The organism is Rhizobium sp. BK491, from assembly GCF_014194925.1.
GTDB lineage: Bacteria > Pseudomonadota > Alphaproteobacteria > Rhizobiales > Rhizobiaceae > Rhizobium.
In genome coordinates this window covers 396,697-416,788 of the sequence record NZ_JACIAR010000001.1, presented here as the reverse complement: position 1 = coordinate 416,788, position 20,092 = coordinate 396,697, and the positions used below count along the sequence as shown (strand labels likewise).

General features: G+C 60.0%; 20 protein-coding genes. 10 read left to right on the top strand and 10 right to left on the bottom strand.

Going from position 1 to position 20,092, the window contains the following annotated elements:
* Nucleotides 1–108 precede the first annotated feature (108 nt).
* Together FHX05_RS02160 and FHX05_RS02155 are read left to right on the top strand one after the other, a co-directional pair.
* Nucleotides 109–924, top strand: a complete 816-nt coding sequence (locus FHX05_RS02160; protein WP_112606500.1) for a DUF2189 domain-containing protein — start codon at nucleotides 109–111, stop codon at nucleotides 922–924.
* A gap of 70 nt (nucleotides 925–994) precedes the next feature.
* Nucleotides 995–1,510, top strand: a complete 516-nt coding sequence (locus tag FHX05_RS02155) for a low affinity iron permease family protein (RefSeq protein WP_183870533.1) — start codon at nucleotides 995–997, stop codon at nucleotides 1,508–1,510.
* Here FHX05_RS02155 and purB read toward each other — a convergent pair.
* From purB to FHX05_RS02135, 4 genes are all read right to left on the bottom strand, one after another.
* Entirely contained in the window at nucleotides 1,491–2,792 is a 1,302-nt protein-coding gene (purB, locus tag FHX05_RS02150) for an adenylosuccinate lyase (protein WP_112420492.1), read from the bottom strand. The two genes, FHX05_RS02155 and purB, sit on opposite strands and share 20 nt — an antisense overlap.
* Nucleotides 2,793–2,894: 102 nt before the next feature.
* On the bottom strand, nucleotides 2,895–3,356 hold the full coding sequence (locus FHX05_RS02145) for a hypothetical protein (RefSeq protein WP_112606421.1): 462 nt from the start codon (nucleotides 3,354–3,356) through the stop codon (nucleotides 2,895–2,897).
* Nucleotides 3,357–3,402: 46 nt separating this feature from the next.
* A complete protein-coding gene (gene rpe / locus FHX05_RS02140) occupies nucleotides 3,403–4,089 on the bottom strand; it encodes a ribulose-phosphate 3-epimerase (RefSeq protein ID WP_112334753.1) in 687 nt (228 codons plus the stop codon).
* Nucleotides 4,090–4,171: 82 nt separating this feature from the next.
* Nucleotides 4,172–5,251: an ABC transporter substrate-binding protein gene (locus tag FHX05_RS02135; RefSeq protein ID WP_112606423.1), complete on the bottom strand. Its 1,080-nt coding sequence runs from the start codon at nucleotides 5,249–5,251 to the stop codon at nucleotides 4,172–4,174.
* A gap of 187 nt (nucleotides 5,252–5,438) precedes the next feature.
* Between FHX05_RS02135 and FHX05_RS02130 the strand changes: the two genes are divergently transcribed.
* Genes FHX05_RS02130 through FHX05_RS02100 form a run of 7 tightly spaced genes read left to right on the top strand, consistent with a single transcriptional unit; the run spans nucleotide 5,439 to nucleotide 11,111 of the window.
* Complete coding sequence (locus tag FHX05_RS02130) at nucleotides 5,439–5,915, top strand: flavin reductase (protein ID WP_183710162.1); 477 nt, start codon at nucleotides 5,439–5,441, stop codon at nucleotides 5,913–5,915.
* 19 nt (nucleotides 5,916–5,934) lie between these two features.
* Complete coding sequence (locus FHX05_RS02125; protein ID WP_183870532.1) at nucleotides 5,935–6,861, top strand: MoxR family ATPase; 927 nt, start codon at nucleotides 5,935–5,937, stop codon at nucleotides 6,859–6,861.
* A 3-nt stretch (nucleotides 6,862–6,864) separates the two neighbouring features.
* On the top strand, nucleotides 6,865–8,112 hold the full coding sequence (locus FHX05_RS02120; RefSeq protein WP_183870531.1) for a VWA domain-containing protein: 1,248 nt from the start codon (nucleotides 6,865–6,867) through the stop codon (nucleotides 8,110–8,112).
* Nucleotides 8,113–8,119: 7 nt separating this feature from the next.
* Complete coding sequence (locus FHX05_RS02115) at nucleotides 8,120–8,449, top strand: XdhC family protein (RefSeq protein WP_015340028.1); 330 nt, start codon at nucleotides 8,120–8,122, stop codon at nucleotides 8,447–8,449.
* A complete protein-coding gene (locus tag FHX05_RS02110; RefSeq protein ID WP_183870530.1) occupies nucleotides 8,449–9,156 on the top strand; it encodes an XdhC family protein in 708 nt (235 codons plus the stop codon). Before FHX05_RS02115 ends, FHX05_RS02110 begins: the two co-directional genes overlap by 1 nt.
* Entirely contained in the window at nucleotides 9,153–10,787 is a 1,635-nt protein-coding gene (locus FHX05_RS02105) for a molybdopterin-binding/glycosyltransferase family 2 protein (RefSeq protein ID WP_183870529.1), read from the top strand. The genes FHX05_RS02110 and FHX05_RS02105 overlap by 4 nt, the downstream gene beginning before the upstream one ends.
* 3 nt (nucleotides 10,788–10,790) lie before the next feature.
* A complete protein-coding gene (locus FHX05_RS02100) occupies nucleotides 10,791–11,111 on the top strand; it encodes a TfoX/Sxy family protein (protein WP_112606435.1) in 321 nt (106 codons plus the stop codon).
* Between the two features lie 3 nt (nucleotides 11,112–11,114).
* On the opposite strand, the gene FHX05_RS02095 is transcribed toward FHX05_RS02100, so the two are convergent.
* From FHX05_RS02095 to FHX05_RS02075, 5 genes are all read right to left on the bottom strand, one after another.
* Nucleotides 11,115–11,537, bottom strand: coding sequence for an NUDIX domain-containing protein (locus tag FHX05_RS02095; RefSeq protein WP_183870528.1), 423 nt, complete (start codon nucleotides 11,535–11,537; stop codon nucleotides 11,115–11,117).
* A gap of 68 nt (nucleotides 11,538–11,605) precedes the next feature.
* Nucleotides 11,606–13,126 (bottom strand): DEAD/DEAH box helicase, encoded by a 1,521-nt coding sequence (locus tag FHX05_RS02090; protein ID WP_183710004.1) that lies wholly within the window; start codon nucleotides 13,124–13,126, stop codon nucleotides 11,606–11,608.
* 197 nt (nucleotides 13,127–13,323) lie between these two features.
* Nucleotides 13,324–14,640 carry a peptidoglycan DD-metalloendopeptidase family protein gene (locus FHX05_RS02085; RefSeq protein WP_183870527.1) on the bottom strand — a complete coding sequence of 439 codons (1,317 nt, stop codon included), beginning with the start codon at nucleotides 14,638–14,640 and terminating at the stop codon, nucleotides 13,324–13,326.
* 114 nt (nucleotides 14,641–14,754) lie between these two features.
* A complete protein-coding gene (locus tag FHX05_RS02080; RefSeq protein WP_112411937.1) occupies nucleotides 14,755–15,585 on the bottom strand; it encodes a ferritin-like domain-containing protein in 831 nt (276 codons plus the stop codon).
* A gap of 4 nt (nucleotides 15,586–15,589) precedes the next feature.
* Nucleotides 15,590–16,072 carry a peroxiredoxin gene (locus FHX05_RS02075; RefSeq protein WP_183870526.1) on the bottom strand — a complete coding sequence of 161 codons (483 nt, stop codon included), beginning with the start codon at nucleotides 16,070–16,072 and terminating at the stop codon, nucleotides 15,590–15,592.
* A 129-nt stretch (nucleotides 16,073–16,201) separates the two neighbouring features.
* On the opposite strand from FHX05_RS02075, the gene FHX05_RS02070 reads away from it, so the two are divergent.
* Nucleotides 16,202–19,621, top strand: a complete 3,420-nt coding sequence (locus tag FHX05_RS02070) for a DUF3971 domain-containing protein (RefSeq protein ID WP_183870525.1) — start codon at nucleotides 16,202–16,204, stop codon at nucleotides 19,619–19,621.
* 50 nt (nucleotides 19,622–19,671) lie between these two features.
* Here FHX05_RS02070 and FHX05_RS02065 read toward each other — a convergent pair whose 3' ends face one another.
* Entirely contained in the window at nucleotides 19,672–19,998 is a 327-nt protein-coding gene (locus tag FHX05_RS02065; RefSeq protein WP_183870524.1) for a hypothetical protein, read from the bottom strand.
* Nucleotides 19,999–20,092: the final 94 nt, after the last annotated feature.

Here is a 20,092-nt window from a genome sequence, read left to right as displayed (position 1 = left end):
AAAATTTGCTATGATTACTGCTGCCGGTAGCGAATGACGATGTCGGCGACCCGTTTTGCCGCCATCTTGCACCGCCAACCGAGCACCACGGTTGAGGAGGAGAGCATTATGACGGCCTTTCACGTCATGGCTGGAGCAGACCACACTTTTACGCGTCCCGCCATCCGTAAGATCGCTATCGCCGATCTCGTCGATGCCCTGAAAATGGGACTTGACGATTTCAGCGAAAAGCCATCGCATTATGTCTTCTTGTGCCTGATGTATCCGATTGCCGGCATTGCGCTTGCGATATGGAGCACTGACCAGAATCTACTGCCATTGCTGTTTCCGCTGATGTCCGGTTTCGCTCTGCTCGGACCCTTGGCCGCGATCGGTCTCTACGAGATCAGCCGACGGCGTGAAAAGGGGCAAGATACGTCGTGGAGCCATGCTTTCGACGTGCGCTTTTCACCGGCGCTGCCGTCGATCATCGTTGCCGGCCTCATGCTGTTCGGCCTGTTCATTGTCTGGCTCTTCGTGGCGCGGAATATCTATTTCATCTACTTCGGCGATGGTGTCCCTCCAACGCTTTCATCCTTCGTCTCGAGCGTGCTGACGACGCGGGAAGGCATGGCGATGATGCTTTGGGGCGATCTGATCGGCTTCGTCTTTGCGCTCGTGGCCCTGGCGACCACGGTCGTTACGTTCCAGCTGCTACTTGACCGTGACGTCGGTGTCGTCGCCGCGATCGATGCGAGTATCCGGGCGACGCTGACCAATCCGGTGCCGATCGCCGTCTGGGGCTTGATCGTGGCGGCGCTGCTCGTTGTCGGCACCATCCCGATCTTTGCCGGGTTGGCGGTCGTCATACCGATCCTCGGCCATGCGTCCTGGCATCTCTATCGCAAGCTGATTGTGACCGAGAGCCGGACGAAGCCGGCATAGGCCGAAGCCGTCATCATTGGAACCGCGGGGCGGTTTTCACGTTGATCCGCATTACAAGGAGATGCGGATCATGGCGCGACTTACCCATATTTTCACCCGTTTCGCAGTCGTGGTTTCGGAATGGACTGGCAAGCCGGTCATTTTCGTGCTGGCGCTGCTTTCGGTGGTTCTTTGGGGAGCCACCGGGCCAATCTTCGGTTACTCCGACACATGGCAGCTGGTCATCAACACCAGCACGACGATCGTCACCTTCCTGATGGTTTTTCTGCTCCAGAATGCACAGACGCGCGATACGCGGGCCATCCAGGCCAAGCTCAACGAACTCATCCTGACGAGCGCGGCCGAGAACCGCTTTGTCGGGATCGAGAATCTTGACGAAGAGGATTTGAAGCACCTCGACCGGCTGGTCGAAAAGGCGGCAAAGCGCGAATCTGAACAACATCAGGACAAGGCTGGCGAGAGCAGCGAGCATGACCGTGCTATCGCGGCCACATCCGCCAACAACAGAAAGAGGCGGCGCGTCAGCCGCACCGCCTCAAGCAAAGCAAAATCGGAAACGGAAAACTCTAGCCGAAAACCCGCTTGAAGATCGTGTCGACATGCTTGGTGTGATAGCCAAGGTCGAATTTTTCGCGGATATCTGCTTCCGAGAGAGCCGCACGCACTTCCTGGTCGGCCAGCAATTCCTCGAGGAAGTCCTTGCCTTCCTCCCAAACCTTCATGGCGTTGCGCTGGACCAGGCGATAGGAATCTTCGCGGGAGACGCCGGCCTGGGTTAGCGCCAGCAGCACGCGCTGCGAATGAACAAGCCCGCGGAACTTGTTCAGATTCTTCATCATATTGTCCGGATAGACGAGCAGTTTGTCGATGACGCTGGTGATGCGGGCCAGCGCGAAATCGAGCGTGACGGTCGCGTCGGGGCCGATCATGCGTTCGACGGAGGAGTGCGAGATATCGCGCTCATGCCAGAGAGCGACATTTTCCATGGCCGGGATCGAATAGGAGCGGACCATGCGGGCGAGGCCCGTCAGGTTTTCCGTCAGGACCGGATTGCGCTTGTGCGGCATGGCGGAGGAGCCCTTCTGGCCCGGCGAGAAATATTCTTCGGCTTCCAGAACTTCGGTGCGCTGCAGATGGCGGATTTCGGTGGCGAGACGCTCGATCGAGGAGGCGACGACGCCGAGTGTCGCGAAGAACATAGCGTGACGATCGCGCGGGATGACCTGGGTCGAAACCGGCTCCGGCTTCAGCCCGAGCGCGGCTGCGACATGCTCCTCGACGCGCGGGTCGATGTTGGCGAAGGTGCCGACGGCGCCGGAGATCGCGCAGGTTGCGACTTCCTCGCGGGCGGCGATCAGGCGCTGCTTGCAGCGCTCGAATTCGGCATAGGCGAGCGCCAGCTTGACGCCGAAGGTCGTGGGTTCGGCATGGATACCGTGCGAGCGGCCGATGGTGACGGTGTCCTTATGCTCGAAGGCACGACGCTTCAGGGCTTCCAGCAGCTTGTCGATATCGGCGAGCAGCAGGTCGCTGGCGCGCACGAGCTGGACGTTGAAGCAGGTATCGAGAACATCGGAGGAGGTCATGCCCTGGTGCACGAAACGGGCGTCCGGCCCAACGATTTCGGCCAGATGCGTCAGGAAGGCGATGACGTCGTGCTTGGTCACTGCTTCGATCTCGTCGATGCGGGCGACGTCGAACGTGGCCTTGCCGCCCTTTTCCCAGATGGTATCCGCCGCCGACTTCGGAATGACGCCGAGCGCGGCCAGTGCGTCACAGGCATGGGCCTCGATCTCGAACCAGATACGGAACTTGGTTTCAGGAGACCAGATGGCGACCATTTCCGGTCGGGAGTAGCGCGGGATCATAGGCTCAAAGCTTTCTTGGCTGACGGAAAGGGAGAACTCGGCGCCCCCATAACAAAGACGGGCGGCAATCACAATGTTTCATGGGCACAATGTTTCAGGGCCTCAATCTCTCTGCCGCGCAAGATAGGCCGAAACAACGATCAGGCATAGCAGGCCGAGCGGCAAAAACAGGGCGAGGCCGAGGACGGCGAACTGGTAGACGGCGCTGGCGCCGGTGAACAGGAACTGGAAGATCCAGATGAGCGAACCGAATGGTGCATGCCAGCGCGAATAGAACCAGCGATAGTCCATGGCGAAAAGGAAGGCCGTCATCGCTGCGGTGCCGATGGAGAGGGCCAGAAAGAAGGCGGCAAAACGCGCGCTGGTCGGCCGCTGACGGGCAAAACGCCGGGTGGGCGGCACAAGGATTGACCAGGCGAGGGCGCCGCCGAAGAAGTAGATGAGCGTAAGGGCGGTGATGTGGCTGGTCAGTAGGCCATTGCGAAAATAGAGGGTAACAAGTGCCGAGGCGGCCGTGGCCGCGCCCCAACCGATCGCGCCAGCGAAGATTTCCAAGCAATGCATAGCGACGGTCCGTGCCCGGCCCGTCGCTATTAGAACATTGGTCGGATTAGTTTGATCCAACGCGGCCTCGCTCGGCGGCCGCCCTGAGATCGCCTACCGTCTGACGGTAGGCGTCGACCGATTCGCCCTTGAAGATCGCCGAGCCGGCAACGAGCACATTGGCGCCGGAAGCGGTGATCAGAGGGGCTGTTTCAACCGAGACGCCGCCATCGACTTCCAATTCGATCGGGCGGTCACCGATCAGGGACTTGGCGCTGCGGATTTTATCAGCCATGGCAGGGATGAACTTCTGGCCTCCAAAGCCCGGATTGACCGACATGATCAAGATCAGGTCGATATCATCGAGGACGTTTTCCAGCACGGAAAGCGGCGTTGCCGGATTGAGGGTGACGCCGACCTTCTTGCCGAGATGGCGGATCGTCTGCAGCGAGCGGTGCAGATGCACGCCAGCTTCGGCATGGACCGTGATACGGTCGCAACCAGCCTTGGCGAAGGCTTCCAGATAGGGATCGGCCGGCGAGATCATCAGATGGCAGTCGAAGGTAGCGGTGGTGTACGGACGCAATGCCTTGATGACATCGGCGCCGAAGGAGATGTTCGGCACGAAATGGCCGTCCATGACATCGAGATGGATCCAGTCGGCGCCAGCTTCGGTCACATCCTTGACTTCCTGCCCGAGCTTGGCGAAGTCGGCGGCGAGAATGGAAGGGGCAATACGGATCGGCAAGGTCATGGGTGGCTGAGCTCCAACTGATTATTTCGCGCCTGGATTACCACCGCTGCAACGGGCAAACAACCGCCAGAGCGGCTTGCCATCAGTTCGATGGCGTCACCGGCACGAAGGCATTGCCCCGCCATTCCAGCAGGCGATAGGGGTTTTCGGTCAATTCGTGGTTTTGTCCAAATGAGATCGGGCCGATCATTGTCTGGAAAACCGTTCCGACGAGCTTTTCGGCAATGGGTTTACTGTCCGTCTTGGCGCCGTCGGCTGCCTGGCTGGCAATCTGAGCCGCTGCTGCGGCCGGTAGGGTATATCCGTCAGGTTCGATGCCACCTGCGCGCATCGCCTGCACAGTGGGCTGGGCTGCCGGCAGGCTGGCATAGTCGGGCAGCGCAATTGCCTGCACACTCTCCAGCAGGGGCAGGGGCTGGTCCGCGGCGCGCATGGCGTCGCCGCCCATCAGGACCAGCGGGATGTTCTCGCTCTTGGCGTCGCGGGCGATCACGGCGACATCGCTGCGATCGCCGCCGACGAAGACGCGTGTTGCGCCTGCCTTCTTCAGTCGTCGCACGAGGGCGATCTGCTGGTCCTGGCCGGGACGGTACGTATCGGTGAAAACGGGCTTCAGACCTTTTTCCTCTAGCGCGTTGCGGATCGCGCCCACCAGTTCGCGGCCGTGTATCGTGCCGTCATCGATCAGTGCCATCGGCTCTGCAGCCCAATTCTTCAGAATGGTATCGATGGCCACGGCCGCCTCGGCGCTATCGACCGGCGCGAGGCGAAACAGGGGCCAGCCGTTCTTCAACGCATCTTCCATGAGAATGCGCGAGCGAACGGAAACGGTGATGACGGGAATGCCGGCATCCTTGAGACGCGGCAGCGCGCCCTCCAGGGTCTCCGTGCAGAGAAAGCCGATTGCGACTTGTGCATTGGCAGCCACCAGCGCTTCAGCGGCGGCTCGGCCGCCATCCTCAGTACAAGGCTCGTTGACGACAGTTGCCGTATCCTGTTGCGCCTGGATTTGGAAATTTGCGCCGGCTATTATCTCTGCCCCGAGCGCCGCGAAATTACCCTCCTGCGGTGCCACGACGCCGATGTGAATTCCTGCGGCATAGCTGCTGCCGGCTGCCGAAAGCAGCGCAAACAGGAGCGGAAGGCGGCGCAGAACGTTCATCGATGGAGTATCCCGGACAATTTTCCTGCCCTATTTATCCGTCTGCAGGGCATCGTCAAAGAAAAAGCAGCAAAATCACTCTGTTTTCAATAATGCTATTGTAGAAAAGCTAACATCTGATCGTCATATTGAATGGCAGGCAAGCACGCCTCAACAAAGGGAGACGGTGGTGCTAGACAGGCAACGTATGGACCCGGCGCTTTATCGCGATGCCATGAGCCGTTTTGCGGGGCATGTGCAACTGGTGACGACGGCGCTCGGTGCGGAGCGACGTGGCGTGACGATCACAGCCGCGTGCTCGGTGTCGGATAGTCCGGCGACGGTTCTGATCTGCCTCAACAACAGCAATGCCAAGAACGAGATCTTTTTCAAAAGCGGCATCTTCGCCATGAATACGCTCGGCGCGGATCATCAAGCCCTGGCCGACGCCTTTTCCGGGAAGACACAACTGACCGTCGATGAACGTTTCGCTGCCGGCAGGTTCGAGACGCTGGTCACGGGCGCGCCGGTGCTTGCCGATGCGCTCGCGACCTTCGATTGCCGCGTGCTCGAGATCAAGCAGGCCTCCACGCACAACATCATCTTCGGCGAAGTGATGGCCATACGCTACAGCGAACCGAAGCCGGCACTCCTCTATATGAACCGGGGCTATCACACGCTGTAACCCCTGCAAGGGAGTTATCATGGCGGATCAGACATTACCTTCGCTGCCGAGTTCGATCGATGAGACGATGGCGTTGCTCGGCGCTCATGACTATCTGGCCGGACGCGCGCTCGGCACCGTTTTGTTTCTCGCATTGAAGATGAAGCGGCCGCTCTTTCTGGAGGGCGAGGCCGGCGTCGGCAAAACCGAGATCGCCAAGGTTCTGGCGAAGGCGCTCGACCGGCCGCTCATCCGGCTGCAATGCTATGAAGGACTGGATGTTTCCTCGGCCGTCTATGAATGGAACTATCCGGCGCAGATGCTGGAAATTCGCCTCGCTGAAGCGTCCGGCCTTACCGACCGGGACCGTATCGAGGCCGATATCTTTTCCGAGCGCTATCTGATCCGCCGGCCGGTATTGCAGGCACTGTCCGGTGTCGGCGGTCGGGCGCCGGTCTTCCTGATCGACGAGCTTGATCGCACCGACGAGGCTTTCGAGGCATTCCTGCTGGAGGTGTTGTCCGATTTTCAGGTGACGGTGCCGGAACTCGGAACCATCCGGGCCGCCGAACCGCCCATCGTCATCATCACCACTAACCGGACGCGCGAAGTCCATGACGCCTTGAAACGGCGCTGTCTCTATCACTGGGTCGATTATCCCGAGGCCGAGCAGGAGCTTGAGATCATCCGCCGTAAGGTGCCCGGCTGCAATGAAGCGCTGTCGCGCCAGATCGTCGCCTATGTGCAGAGGCTGCGCACGCTCGACCTTTTCAAGAACCCGGGCGTCGCCGAGACGATCGACTGGGCGACGGCCCTGACTGAACTTGATCGGCTGGCTCTCGATCCGGAGACGGTATCGGATACGCTCGGCACTTTGCTGAAATATCAGGACGATATCGCTCGTATTCAGGGCGCCGAGGGCAAGCGTGTGTTGGATGAAGTCAAATCCGAAATGCTGGCGGGATGAGCCATGGAGCCGGGCGCGCAGGATGGCATCATTGTTGCTCCGTCACCGCCCGGTGACGGGCGTCTTGCCGATAATATCGTGCTGTTCGGCCGGGCGTTGCGCAAGGGCGGGCTAAAGATCGGACCGGGGGCGATTGCTGACGCCATAGAAGCGGTCGTGGCTATCGGCATCGGTTCCCGCGAGGAATTTCACGCCGCCCTCTGCTCCGTCTTCGTCAAGCGGCATGAAGATCTTGCCGTCTTTGATGAAGCGTTCCGGCTTTTCTGGCGCTCGCGCGATCTCGTCGCCAAGATGATTGCGATGATGTCGCCCGTTGCACCCGACCACCGGCAGAAGGAAAAACCGAAGCCGGGCGAGAGCCGGGCAAGCGATGCCTTGCTCAGTGACCGTGACGAACGACGTCCGCAGCGCGAGGCGCCTGATATCGAAATAGATTCGCGATTTACCAGCTCCGGCAGTGAGGTACTGCGCCATCTGGATTTCGCCCAGATGTCGGCGGCGGAGATTGCCGTCGCCAAGAAGGAGCTGGGGAAGCTGCAGCTGCCGCTGGACCGCGTGCGCACGCGCCGCTTCGCACCGTCACGCACAGCGGCCAAGGTCGATCCACGCGCGACGATGCGCTTGGCGCTACGGACGGGCGGAGCGTTGATCCTGCCACGCTTTCGACGGCCGAAGGAAATTCAGCCGCCGCTGGTCGTGCTGGCCGATATCTCAGGCTCGATGAGCCAGTACACGCGTATCTTCCTGCATTTCCTGCACGTGCTGACCGAGCGGCGGCGGCGTGTTCATACATTCCTGTTCGGAACGCGCCTGACCAACGTGACGCGGGCAATGCGCCACAAGGACCCGGATCAGGCACTGGACGAATGTGCGGCGGCGGTGCGCGACTGGTCGGGTGGAACGCGGATCGGCGAGACGCTGAAGGAGTTCAACAGGCTATGGGCGCGCCGCGTGCTGGGGCAGGGCGCGATCGTGCTGTTGATCACCGATGGGCTGGAGCGCGAAGGCGTGGAATTGCTCAGTGCGGAGATGGATCGCCTGCATCGCTCCTGTCGGCGGCTGATCTGGCTCAATCCGCTTCTGCGCTTCGAGGGTTTCGAGGCTCGGGCCCGCGGTGTAAAAGCAATGCTCCCGCATGTTGACGAATTCCGTCCCGTTCACAATCTATCATCTCTGGCCGATCTCGTATCGGCTCTCACCGCCGGCCGCTCGGACACTTATGATCCCAGGCGGTTTTTCGGCAAGCAATGAGGCTCCGATGTCAGATATATCCGAAAGTCTGGATCCGCTCGTGATCGCGGAGGAATGGGTGTCGGCAGGCCGCAACGTGGCCATGGCGACCGTTGTCGATACCTGGGGTTCGGCGCCACGCCCGTCCGGTAGCCATCTCGTTATCGATGGCGAGGGAAATTTCCATGGGTCCGTTTCCGGCGGCTGCGTCGAAGGTGCCGTCATCACCGAGGCACTCGACGTGATCGAAACGGGCAAGTCGCGCATGCTCGAATTCGGCGTCGCCGATGAAACAGCTTGGCGGGTCGGCCTTTCCTGCGGCGGCCGCATCCGCGTCTATGTCGAAAGGCTCGGCTGATGGACCGGCAGATACTGGCGCGGCTGAACGAGATGCGGTGCAAGCGGCACGCGGCGATCCTTGTTACCGATCTCTCCGGAGGCCCGGATCGGCTTATCGTCGAAGGCGATGCGCTGGAAGGTGCATTCGCGGATGCCGCTTCGACGGCATTTCGTTCGGGCAAGTCCGCAGCACTTGATATCGATGGGCAGAGCCTGTTCTTCAACGTGCATCTGCCACCGCCGCGCATCGTTATCATCGGCGCTGTGCATATCAGCCAGATTCTCGCGCGGATGGCGGCCCTTGCCGACTTCGATGTGACGATAATCGATCCGCGCACCGCCTTTGCAACGCCGGAGCGCTTCGAGGGCATTGATCTCATCGCCGACTGGCCCGTGGATACGCTGAAAGAGCGGCCGCTCGACAGCTATATGGCGCTGGTGGCGGTAACCCATGATCCGAAGATCGACGACGAGCCGATTATTCAGGCGTTGAAGACGAACTGTTTTTATATTGGTGCGCTCGGTAGCCGCAAGACGCATGCCGGTCGCCTGGAACGCTTGAGGCGGGAAGGCTTGAGCGACGCCGAGCTCGCCCGCATCCATGCGCCGATCGGGCTTGCCATCGGCGCTGCCAGCCCGGCCGAAATTGCGGTTGCCATCCTGGCGGAGATCATCGGCTCGCTTCGTGGGCGCGATGTCTCGTCGCCAAAGGGCGTTGCGCCATGATCTTCGGTGAGTTCTTGACGGCGGAGGCGGAGGGCGCGGTTCTCGCGCATTCAATCCGGCTGACCAATGGCAGTTTTTCCAAGGGACATCGGCTTGGCGGCGAAGATATAAAGCAACTCGCCGCTGCCGGAATTGATCGCGTTATCGCTGCGCGCATCGAACCGGGCGATCTCATGGAAGACGAGGCAGCCGAGCAATTGGCCCGAGCTGTCGCGCCCGATCATCTGACGTTCTCTGAAGCGGCGACAGGGCGGGTGAATGTTTACAGCGCCGTTGACGGTCTGTTCGTTGCAGATCGCATGGCGGTCGATTGGATCAACAGTCTCGACCCGGCGATCACCCTTGCCTGTCTTGCAGACCATGTATCTGTGCGACCCGGCGACATGGTGGCGACCTTCAAGATCATTCCGCTTGCCGTTTCCGGAGCCAAAATCGCTGCTGGTGTCGAAATTCTCCGGCGGATGCCGGTTTTCGAGGTCAAGCCCTTCATGCCGCATGCCGTTTCGCTTGTCGCCACGGAGCTGCCATTGCTGAAGGCGTCGGTCATGGACAAGACCGCACGCATCCTTTCGCAGCGGCTGCAGCCTTCGGGCAGCGTGTTGCAGCGGGAAGAGCGTGTCGCCCATAGAGCGGGCGCCGTTGCCGACGCGATCCGTCGCACGCTGGCGGCGCCCGACCAGATGCCCAAGCTGGCGATCGTTTTCGGAGCGTCGGCTGTCATCGATGCCGGCGACGTCATTCCGGCGGCAATCCGGCTTGCCGGCGGCGAGGTCATTCAGGTCGGCATGCCCGTCGATCCGGGCAATCTGTTGGTGCTAGGCAGGGTGGGCGACGTCTATGTCGTCGGGGCGCCGGGATGCGCGCGCAGCCCGAAGGAGAATGGCTTCGACTGGGTGCTGGACCGCATATTAGCCGGCGAACGACCGGCGCCGCAGGATATCAGCGCCATGGGCGTTGGAGGGCTGCTCATGGAAATTCAATCACGGCCACGGCCGCGCGACATTGCCGCTAAGCCGGCGGCTGAAATATCGGTCGCCGTCGTCCTGCTGGCTGCCGGCAAGGCGAGCCGAATGGGCGAGGGTGGTTCGCACAAGCTACTGGCCGAATTCGAAGGCGTGCCGCTGGTGCGTCGTTCGGCATCGATCGCCATTGCAAGCGGCGCATCTCATATCGTTGCGGTCACCGGACATCGCCGAGAGGAAATCCAGGACGCGCTAAAGGGTCTTGCAGTCGAGGCGGTATTCAATCCGGATTATGCGTTGGGCATGGCGAGTTCGCTGGTTGCAGGCGTCGGTACCCGGGCAGCCCAGAGGGCCGATGGCGTTCTCGTCATGCTGGCCGATATGCCCGGCGTTACAAGTGACGATCTGAAAATCTTGATCTCAGCCTTTCGTCAGGCGAACGGCCAGGCGATCGTGCGGGCAGTATCGGGCGGCAAGCGCGGCAATCCCGTTATCCTGCCTCGGTCGGTCTTGAACGCCGTAATGCGGCTGGAGGGCGATGTGGGTGCCCGGCATATTATCGAGACATCGGGTCTTCCGGTTGTCGACGTCGAGATCGGCGAGGCGGCACATCTTGATGTCGATACACCTGAGGCCGTTGTCGCGGCCGGTGGGATTTTGAAGGGGTAGCGAATGGACAATATAGATATCGAGGAGATGTTTCAGTCGCTCGGGCCGATCGCCATCAAACGGATGTTCGGCGGCAAGGGCATCTACCATATGGGTCGGATCCTGGCGCTGGAAGTGGGTGACGAAATCCTTCTGAAGGCGGACGATACCAGTGCTTCCGAATTCGAAGCGGCAGGTGCGCGGCGCTGGGCCTACGAGGGCAAGAAAGGCAAGGCCGTCAACATGCCCTATTGGTCGATACCCGACGATGCGTTCGACGATCCGGATGAAATGGCGCGTTGGGTGCGGCTTGCCTATGAGGCCGCGCTTCGCTCGGAGAAGTAGGTCTTAGCGAAAGTCTTCTGCGCTCAAATGGGCGATGGTTGCCTTGGCGAACTCGGAAAGCTGCGCCGGCAATTCGTTTCGGCCGAACCAGCCGAAATCGGAGAGCTTATCCGGTTCCATCAGCCGTGGTTCGCCGGAAAAGTCCTGGCAGATATAGATGAGCGAGATCCAGTGCTGCCGATCGGCCTCAATGATGACTTCCTCAGTGCAGAGATAATCGATTTCACCGATGGAGAGGCCGCTTTCCTCTTCGGCTTCGCGAACGGCGGCGCTGGCCGCCGGCTCCATATGATCCACCTTGCCGCCGACGATACTCCAGCATCCGGCTTCCGGAGCCTTGAGGCGTCGGTAGAGCAATAGCTTGCCGTCCCGCAAGATTGCGAGACCGGTTCCCACTCCTGGGAAATCGATGCCGGGCTTGCCCAATATTCAGATCCCGAAGTTGGACGCTAGCATCTCGCTAGCCGATTCGCTGCGTATCTGAACTGGATATATCAGGCCTTGGCGTTTGCCACGATGAGCATGAAAGCGGGAATATCGTCGCCAAAGCCAACCGGAGTCGGGCCATCATCCTGATCGCGATAACGGTTGCGGCGCTCGCGATGATCGTCATTGGCAGCGGGGAAGGGCCGGTGGCTGTTGCGAGAACCGTTATGGGATCTGTTATTGTTGTTCTCAGACTTGCGCTCGTTCTTCACGCTTTCGGCCTTTGCTGGTGCTGCTTCGATCACTACGACGTCATTATCCTCGACGTCGATATCAGATTTATGACTCGAGGCGTTGCGGCCTCCACGGCTGCGATCTCGATCGCGGCCCTTGCCCTTCTGGTCACGACGGCGGGACAAGCGATTGTCGTCCGCGCTCTCGTCAGCCGGCGGAAGAGCCGAAAGATCGCCGTTCAGCCACTGGACATCTTCGCCGATCAGCTTCTCGATGGCATCGACATGCTTGGTGTCGCGCTTCGTCACGAGAGTGAATGCAGCGCCGGAACGACCGGCGCGACCGGTGCGGCCGATGCGATGGACATAGTCTTCCGAATGGATCGGAACATCGAAATTGAAGACGTGACCGACATCGGGAAGATCGAGACCCCGAGCTGCGACGTCGGAGGCGACGAGAAGCTGGATCTGTCCATCACGGAAATTCTGCAACATCGTCGTGCGCGAGCGCTGGTCCATATCGCCGTGTAGGGCGCCAACGGAGAAGCCGTGACGTTCGAGCGAGCGGAAGAGATCGGCCACATCCTTCTTGCGATTGCAGAAGATGATTGCGTTCTTCAGATCCGTCTGGGCGCGGATAAGATCGCGCAGGGTGGCGCGCTTCTCGTAATCCTTACCGTGCGAGGCAACGAAGCGCTGCGTCACAGTCTTGGCGGTCGATGCCGGCTTGGCGACTTCGACGCGCTCCGGGTTCTGCAGGAAGCGATCGGCCAGCTTCTGAATTTCCGGCGGCATGGTTGCCGAGAAGAACAGCGTCTGGCGCGTGAAGGGGATGAGCTTTGCGATGCGCTCGATGTCAGGGATGAAACCCATGTCGAGCATGCGGTCGGCTTCGTCGATGACGAAGATCTCGACGGCGCTCATCAGCAGCTTGCCGCGTTCGAAATGATCCAGAAGGCGGCCGGGCGTGCAGATCAGCACATCAGCGCCACGCTCGAGCTTGCGGTCCTGCTCTTCGAAGGAAACGCCGCCGATCAGAAGGGCGATGTTCAGTCGATGATTCTTGCCGTACTTCTCGAAGTTTTCGGCGACCTGTGCCGCGAGTTCGCGCGTCGGCTCCAGAATGAGCGTGCGCGGCATACGAGCGCGAGCGCGTCCCTTTTCGAGCAGCGTCAGCATCGGCAGCACGAAGGACGCGGTCTTGCCGGTCCCTGTCTGGGCAATGCCGCAGATGTCGCGGCGCTGAAGCGCAAAGGGGATTGCACCGGCCTGGATAGGAGTCGGTGTGGTGTAGCCCGCGTCAGTCACCGCGGAAAGGACTTTTTGGCTCAGGCCAAGGTCAGCAAATGTTGTCAAAGGGAAATCTAATTCCGTCTTGGTTCAGTCGAACACCATGAGTCGACACACAGGAGCGTGCCGCAATGCAGCGCGACATAGAACCAAATACCCGTGAAGTCAAGGAAAGCAGGCGCTTCAACAGGCCTGAAGTTCATTCATAACGCAATTTTTGGATTAGTGCCATCTTTGTTGCGCGTTTGTCACAATTCCGGCAGCTAAATTGCGCCCAATCCGCTGATGTAACTTGCGAGTTTCGTGCCAGCACCAATGAAATACATCGGGTCTATGGCATGTCCGTTCTCGCGCACTTCATAATGCAGATGCGTTCCTGTCGAGCGCCCGGTGCTGCCGGCAAGACCGATCGCATCGCCGGCGCTGACCTTGTCGCCGACTTTGACGAGCACCTGTTCCATATGTCCATAACGGGTGGAGATGCCGTCGCCGTGGTCGATCTCTACCATGTTGCCATAGCCGCCAGTCCAGCCCGCCGAAACCACCTTGCCGGGGGCGGTGGCCTTGACCTTCTCACCGGGGCTGAAATGGAAGTCGGTACCGGTATGGAGAGCCAGCGTGCCGAAGAAGGGATCCTTGCGGTTGCCAAAAGGGCTGGTGATAAGCTTTCCCGGCGCCGGGTTGCGGAAGGGCAGGCTTTCGGCTGCGCTCCGCACTGTTTCCAGATGTGTTAAGGCGGCATCGAGCTCCGCCATGGATCGCTCGAACTGGTCGATATTCTCAGGCGGCACATAAGGGCCGCCCACACCGCTATCCGTATCTTCACGCGCAATGCCCGCGATCTCGTTCGGCACCTTGATGCCGACATTCTGCATGATCGACTGGATCGAAGTCGCGGTTTCGGATGCATCGGCGGTGAGATTGCGGATGCGGGACAATTGATCCTGTTCGATATGCTTCAGCGACAGCGTTACCTTGGAGAAAACCCGATCGGCGCGGTCCGCGACAGTTTCGGGGGCAGGGACGTAGGCAAGCGTGGAGTTGTCGGGTGTGGCGTCAGCCGGCTTGCCGCTCAGGAGAAGCTTTTCGATTGCCTTGGGTGACGTTAGCTGGGCATGTTCATTCTTTGGCGCGGCAGAGTTGGCATCCGTATGAGCGTTCTTATCGGTCAGGCCGGAGTTCTCCGCTCGGTCGAGAAGAGTGCTGAGCTTGCCGTTGCGTGAGGAGAGTTGCTGCTGCTGTTCGATCAGCTTGTCGACCTTCTCCTCCACGACCTGCTGATCCAGGAGTTGACGCGAGGTAACACGGTCCACCTGCGCCCGCAGCGCGGCGATGCGATCTTCATAGTCATATTGCATGCGCGCCTGGCGAGCCATCGTCGCGCCGATGAGATCGTCGCGAAGTACAAGGTAGGAGGTTGCAAGCAGATAGCCGATCGAGAAGACCCCGACCATACAGACGGTAACGGCAGCTATCCACGGGCGCACGGTCATATGGCGCACGGTATCGCCGCTCGCCAAAATAATGGTGTGATGTCGCTGTTGCTTGCCGAAAACCCGGTTTTGAGGCTTGGCTGTCACCGAGAATCTCCCAATCGGTGCGTATTGGCACCCAGCGGAGTACACGGCATTATGGTTAACGAATGCTTTCTTTTGCAGTATTAGATGCTGGAAAAGCTGCTTGTTATTAGTATATCAAGCATTGCTTGTAGACGTCAGGGAACGGTAGAAGGATGGCGTCAGCCCTGCTTCCGCCCGCGCGATGTCATTGAAGGGAGCTTTCAGCGAACCACGGAAATTGGCGCGCACCAACTCCTGGAAGGTTCGGGCCGGATCGCGCTTTTCCCGCGCGCACAGGAAGCGGAACCATTTGGCGCCGACGGCGACATGGCCTTTCTCGTCATTGTAGATGACGTCGAGTATGGCGGCGCTCTCGAGGTCGCCGGTTTCACGCATTTTGGCCTGCAGCGCCGGCGTCACGTCGAGGCCCCTGGCTTCGAGAATCAGTGGTACCACGGCCAAGCGGGCTGTGAGATCGGTGCGGGTCGCATGGGCAGCCTGCCAGAGGCCGTCATGGGCGGGTAGATCGCCATAATCCGCGCCGAGTTCGCGCAGGCGAGCCCGCACCATGCGAAAATGCTTGGCTTCCTCGAAGGCGACCTGCATCCAGCCATCGAAGAAGGAGTTGGGGACCGGTCCTGTCGCAAAACGCGCGACGATATCGAGCGCCAGATCGACGGCATTCAGCTCGATATGGGCAATGGCATGCAGGAGCGCGATTCGGCCTTTCAGCGTGTGCAGCGAGCGCTTCTCCATGTTTTTCGGCGGCACCAGCTGCGGCTTTTCCGGCCGGCCAGGCCGATCGGCGAGTGGCGGGTCGAGCGGCGAACGCAGCGACAGGGTGCGCGCAAACCAGCGGTTTGCCGATTCCTGGGCAAGCTCGGTCTTGCGATCGAGATCGGCCGAACGGATCGCGGCAATGGCGCCACCGCGTAGCGACGTGATGGTTTCGGAACTGCCGGACATGCCTTCAGAGTTCCTTGGCTGCGGCCAGAACGGTTTCGGCGTGTCCAGCAACCTTGACCTTGTCCCATATTGCAGCGACGCGCCCATCGGCGTCGATCAGGAAGGTCGAGCGCACCACACCCATATAGGTGCGGCCATACATGCTTTTTTCGCGCCAGACGCCATAGGCTATTGCCATGGTCTTTTCTTCGTCTGAAGCAAGCGGCACGGAAAGCGCATGCTTCTTGACGAATTTTTCATGGCTTTTCACCGTGTCAGGCGAGACGCCGAGAAGGGCGACGCCGAACCTTGCGAAATCGGCTGACAGTGCCGTGAAGGTAATCGATTCCGTCGTGCAGGCGGTGGTGTCGTCCTTGGGGTAGAAATAGATCACTAACGGCTTTCCGGCAAAATCGGCAAGGCGAACGCGATCGCCGCCGTCGCGTGGAAGATCGAAATCCGGTGCCTTATCGCCAATGCCGAGTTGAACTGGGAAAACTTCCGCCACGGGAAAACCTTTCTTTTGCCGGTTTTTTAGATGACACTTGAGGGAAGGCATATATACTGCTCGCGTGTGCCGTCCAATGGGACGCAGCGTCACCAACAAAATTGTAGAGAGCGAAAGGCACGCGCAGGAGTGATCCGAGGCGAAAAGATAACATTCCGCAAAAAGGATCTCGTGCCGCTCGACAATCTGCCGTCCGCCCAAGCCGAGGATCCGTTGATCGTGCATGTGCCGGAGCGCGTTCGCCGTCGTCGCTCGCATGTCTGGCATGTTTGCCGTATCACGCTGGTTTTCTTTGCTTTTCTCGCCATCATTCTCGGTGCTGTCATAGCGACCATCGAAAGCGGCATCTTCGATGCGCCGCTGTCGCAGAAGGCGCAGACTGCGCTCGATCATGCCATCGGCCCGCGTTACAAGGCAGAGGTGGGCGCGACCGTGGTCCGATTTACCTCCGATCTCCGCCTGGCGTTGGAGGCCCGTGACGTCAACGTCGTCGACCAGGAGAGCGGCAAGCATCTGTCGACGATGTCGGCCGTCAACATGGAACTTGACCCCTTGGCCCTCATCGAAGGCCGGGTGGAAGTGGCAAGTGTCGCGGCAGAGGGGATCGCGCTCGATACCTCGCTGCTGCCGCAAGGCGACCCGGTGGATTTGACTGCCCTGCGCGTTGATGCCTTGCCCAAGGCACTGAATGCGGCTTTCGACAATCTCGACTTTCTCGAACATTTCGTCCAGCGAGGCGGCACGAATTCCGTGCGTATTTCCGGCTTCTCCATGAAGCTGGCGCGGCAGGAAGGCGAGACGATCTCGCTTGTCGTCGATAATCTGACCTTCGAGCGCACCGCACCGAATTCTCTGCATCTCTACGGCGAGGTGGCGATCAATGGTTCCGTGGCGCTACTGGATGTGCGGGCGGATCAAAAGGAGGCCGGTCGCAGCTCTTCGCTCGCGGCCAGGATATCCAATCTCGACCTTAGGCCGCTCACAATGGCCTATGATCCTAATGGTACGCCCCGACAGGGCTTCACGACCTTCGGGGACATCACGCTTTCGGCGGTCAAGGGAGAGGCGGGTGTAGATCCGAAGCTGAGTGCCACCGTCAAAGTTCAGCCCGGCACCCTCTATATGGACCATGATCCGCAGGAGCTGACGCAGGCCAATATCAACCTGGCCTACAATTTCGATCACCAGACCCTGGAGATTGCTCCCTCCGATGCACAGTTCCTCGGGACGACCGTGCCGTTCTCCGGCGCGCTGATCGATCTCGACCGCGTCGACGCCAATGCAGGGAAGGGCTTTGGCATCGACTTCGTGATCAAGGATGGGGTCGCCGCCTCGTCTCTGTCAGGAGAGAAGCCAATCAGCTTCGATGGTCGTGCTACCGGCCGGTTTTTTTCGGCGACCAAGGAATTCCAGTTCGATAATCTCGGCATATCGACACCACAAGGCGCGCTTTTCGGCTCCCTGCATATGAAGCTCGGCGACAGTTCGCCTGAGATCAGTTTCGGCGGCCGCGCGGATAAGCTCGACACGGCTGCCGTCAAGCAGCTATGGCCGTTCTGGATGGCCTCGAAACCTCGAACCTGGGTCGAGGGCAATCTCTTCGGCGGATCGGTGACCAATGCCGTCATATCCGTTTTCATTCCGGCTGGCCGGCTGCGTGAAGCGTCACAGACCGGTAAGCTGCAGCTTGGCAAGAATGAGCTGCATATCGCCTTCGACATCGACGGCGCGCGGATGAACGTCCCGGGCGAAATCCCGCCATTGCGCGACACCAAGGGCCATTTCGATCTGACCGGTCCGAATATGGTGGTCGATATCGCCTCGGCGACCTCCTACTTCTCCACCGGGCGCACGATCACGTTGAGCGACAGCAGCTTTTCGATCCCGGCGACCTACGATAAGCCGCTGATGGCCAATCTCGATTTGACGATTTCAGGCTCCGGCGACGCCATCGGCGAACTTCTGAGCTACAAGCCTCTGGAGGTCCTGCAGCGGACCGAATTCAAGCCGGAGGATTTCAACGGCAAGATCGTCGCCAAGGTCGATGCCAGGATAGGGTTGATCAAGGATCAGCAGCCGCCTCCGCCGGAGTGGCGGGCGACACTTGATCTCGACAATGTCGATCTGCTGAAGCCGATGAACAATCGCAAGATCGACAATCTGACTGGCGTGATTTCGGCCGATCCGCAATCCGTGCATCTGCAAGCCCAGGCTCAGATCGATGGCATTCCCGCCCAGATCGACGTGGTCGAGCCTACCGATAGCAAGTCGACCGTCAAGCGCGGCCGGGTGATCACGGCAACGCTGACCGATGCGCAGCGCAACACCGTTCTGCCTGGACTTCGCGATATGATCGACGGGCCGGTCAAAGTGGAACTGACGCGCATTGATGACGATCGTCAGGGCGTGAAGGTCGATCTTGGCAAGGCTGCCATGACCGTTCCTTGGATCGGCTGGTCGAAGGGCAGCGGCATTGCGGCGACTGCACAGTTCGAAGCGTCCGGCCCGGACAGCCAGACGGCGCTCAAGAATTTCATGCTCAAGGGCGATGGCTTCGGCGCCAGCGGCGATCTTCTGATCAGCAAGGGGAGCCTTACATCGGCGAGTTTCACCAGCGTGAAACTTTCGGCGCTCGACGATTTCGCGCTTTCGCTCAAGCGGAGCAAAAGCGGCGGCTATGACGTCGCCGTAACGGGAAATTCCGCTGACATAAGACCGATCCTCGCGCGCCTGAAGGCATCCACATCGGGCGGCCAGCAGAGTTCAAACGGGGATGGTTCGGCGAGTGCGACGGTTCGCGCCAATCTCGACAAGGTCATAGGCTTCAATGACGAGATGATCGGCAATGTCAAAGGCGTTTATTCGATCTCAGGCGGCAAGACGACGGCTGCGGATTTTTCGGGTTTGACCCGTAGCGGCGAAGCGCTCGTCACCCAGATGAGCAAAGGGGCCAACGGCGTCATCCGTATCACGAGCGGCGATGCAGGCGCCGTTGCGCGCTTCACCGACCTCTACAAGCATTTGCAGGGTGGGCTGCTCAATCTGTCGCTGCGCTCGATCGGGCAGGATGACTGGGACGGCTCGCTCGATATCCGCAACTTCTCCATCATCGATGACAAGAAACTCTCGACCATCGTGTCGACGCCGAGCGGGAAGAACGGCAAGAGCCTGAATTCGGCGGTGAAGCAGAATATCGATACGCGTTCGCAGAGCTTCGAGCGCGGCTTTGCGCGGCTGGTGATGCGCGATGGGGTGCTCTCGGTCGAGAACGGCGTGGTGCGTGGTGTGCAGGTCGGAGCGACGTTCCAGGGCGTGCTGAAGGACGCCAGTGGCAAGATGGATATGACGGGAACCTTCATGCCCGCCTACGGCCTGAACCGGCTGTTCGCGGAAGTTCCGATCGTCGGCTTCATCCTGGGCAATGGCAGCGATCGCGGTCTGATCGGCATCACCTTCAGGCTGACCGGTACGATCGAGAAATCGAACCTACAGATCAATCCTCTCTCGATTATCGCACCGGGCGTTTTCAGGCAGATATTTGAGTATTGAGGCAGCGCGAAGCTGAGGCTGCCGCCTTTCGAGAGCGGAGGCAGGGCGTATTATTTTTCTTCCGCCAATCGCTCGCGTATGCGCTCCGGCCCGCCGTTCATGCGCTTGGCGAATGGTCGATCAGGGTCGACGACACGCCAGAACGGAGCCGCGCCGCTTTGGCTGATCTGCACCAGATGTCGCTGAACGGTGACAGGGCAGCAGGCATCTGCGCCATACTGCCTGGCAAGCGCCTTTCTGACGTCCGCAATATCGGACAATCGCCCCGGAGGTGCTGCCCGGAGCGCGTGAGCGACCATCTCCTCATTGGGAATCAACATGCTTTGCGTAGAGCTTCGGCCCTTGCGCCTTGTCTTGATCACCGGCAATTCATCCATAATCCGCCTCCAAGGTTGGAACCTTAACAGAGGACGAGTGGGCAGGTCGCGATCCGACATGGGGATGCAAAGAATCATGCAGTCAGCATCGATA

What these genes read in the sequence shown, in the direction of transcription:
- rpe (WP_112334753.1), bottom strand. Translation starts at nt 4,089, where the DNA reads ATGACCTTGCCGATCCGTATTGCCCCTTCCATTCTCGCCGCCGACTTC.
- FHX05_RS02135 (WP_112606423.1), bottom strand. Translation starts at nt 5,251, where the DNA reads ATGAACGTTCTGCGCCGCCTTCCGCTCCTGTTTGCGCTGCTTTCGGCA.
- FHX05_RS02130 (WP_183710162.1), top strand. Translation starts at nt 5,439, where the DNA reads ATGGACCCGGCGCTTTATCGCGATGCCATGAGCCGTTTTGCGGGGCAT.
- purB (WP_112420492.1), bottom strand. Translation starts at nt 2,792, where the DNA reads ATGATCCCGCGCTACTCCCGACCGGAAATGGTCGCCATCTGGTCTCCT.
- FHX05_RS02145 (WP_112606421.1), bottom strand. Translation starts at nt 3,356, where the DNA reads ATGCATTGCTTGGAAATCTTCGCTGGCGCGATCGGTTGGGGCGCGGCC.
- FHX05_RS02110 (WP_183870530.1), top strand. Translation starts at nt 8,449, where the DNA reads ATGGACCGGCAGATACTGGCGCGGCTGAACGAGATGCGGTGCAAGCGG.
- FHX05_RS02115 (WP_015340028.1), top strand. Translation starts at nt 8,120, where the DNA reads ATGTCAGATATATCCGAAAGTCTGGATCCGCTCGTGATCGCGGAGGAA.
- FHX05_RS02065 (WP_183870524.1), bottom strand. Translation starts at nt 19,998, where the DNA reads ATGGATGAATTGCCGGTGATCAAGACAAGGCGCAAGGGCCGAAGCTCT.
- FHX05_RS02160 (WP_112606500.1), top strand. Translation starts at nt 109, where the DNA reads ATGACGGCCTTTCACGTCATGGCTGGAGCAGACCACACTTTTACGCGT.
- FHX05_RS02155 (WP_183870533.1), top strand. Translation starts at nt 995, where the DNA reads ATGGCGCGACTTACCCATATTTTCACCCGTTTCGCAGTCGTGGTTTCG.
- FHX05_RS02100 (WP_112606435.1), top strand. Translation starts at nt 10,791, where the DNA reads ATGGACAATATAGATATCGAGGAGATGTTTCAGTCGCTCGGGCCGATC.
- FHX05_RS02125 (WP_183870532.1), top strand. Translation starts at nt 5,935, where the DNA reads ATGGCGGATCAGACATTACCTTCGCTGCCGAGTTCGATCGATGAGACG.
- FHX05_RS02120 (WP_183870531.1), top strand. Translation starts at nt 6,865, where the DNA reads ATGGAGCCGGGCGCGCAGGATGGCATCATTGTTGCTCCGTCACCGCCC.
- FHX05_RS02105 (WP_183870529.1), top strand. Translation starts at nt 9,153, where the DNA reads ATGATCTTCGGTGAGTTCTTGACGGCGGAGGCGGAGGGCGCGGTTCTC.
- FHX05_RS02080 (WP_112411937.1), bottom strand. Translation starts at nt 15,585, where the DNA reads ATGTCCGGCAGTTCCGAAACCATCACGTCGCTACGCGGTGGCGCCATT.